Below are 293 nucleotides of genomic sequence, written 5' to 3' on the forward strand. Positions count from 1 at the left end.
GCGGCGGAATCATAGGTAAAATCCACCGGCACGTTGTTGATGGTTCGGGTGGTGCCGGGCTGGACGACGATGGTGACCACCATCCATTCCACAATGGCACCCACGATGGCCAGCAGCAGCCGGATGCGGCGGTCGTCCAGAATGCTCTTGGTGTGCTGGATGGCAGGCTTTGTGCCGTTGGTACGATTGCTGATCACTGCTGCTCATCCTACTCTTTCTGGTTCATCCAGTTCAGCAGGCTCTTGACCTTGCCGCGCCAGCCGTCGGCAGCTGCCTTTTCGCTGGCGGTCTCC

General features: G+C 59.7%; 1 pseudogene. It reads right to left on the reverse strand.

Annotated elements, in window-relative coordinates:
* Positions 1 to 197, reverse strand: a pseudogene (locus P0G09_RS19795) (hypothetical protein); the annotation flags it as partial.
* Positions 198 to 293: the final 96 nt, after the last annotated feature.

Source organism: Faecalibacterium sp. DFI.5.82 (assembly GCF_029076575.1).
Lineage (GTDB): Bacteria > Bacillota > Clostridia > Oscillospirales > Ruminococcaceae > Faecalibacterium > Faecalibacterium duncaniae.